Here is a 294-nt window from a genome sequence, read left to right as displayed (position 1 = left end):
CTACCATATACATTACTTCCTCGATACTCGGGAAAAATACATCTATATTTGGTAGTACACCTTTTAAAATTTCCCCCCAGTCAACATTACCTGAATATGTGCTCGCATCAGGCATTGCCATATCTAATGTAGTAACAAGATCCTTTGCTTTTAATGTTTGAAAAAGTTTGATTAGCTCCTCTCCATCTTTTTCATACATCCTTTTCATCAGGGGTGGATAGCCAAAATGAAATATCTTAGCTCTTGATACTGTGTTCAAGTTCACATCGCTGGATTGAAATGTATTATTTGTAC

At 35.7% G+C, this 294-nt stretch carries 1 protein-coding gene; it reads right to left on the bottom strand.

What is annotated here, in order from left to right:
• A partial coding sequence (locus AOA61_RS31375; protein WP_218197399.1) for a hypothetical protein occupies positions 1 to 259 on the bottom strand: 259 nt, incomplete at its 3' end.
• Positions 260 to 294 lie beyond the last annotated feature (35 nt).

Source organism: Pseudomonas sp. 2995-1 (genome assembly GCF_002742505.1).
Taxonomy (GTDB): Bacteria; Pseudomonadota; Gammaproteobacteria; order Pseudomonadales; family Pseudomonadaceae; genus Aquipseudomonas; species Aquipseudomonas sivasensis.
Note: the sequence above shows the minus strand (reverse complement) of the source record. Positions and strands in the feature narration are given on the sequence as shown.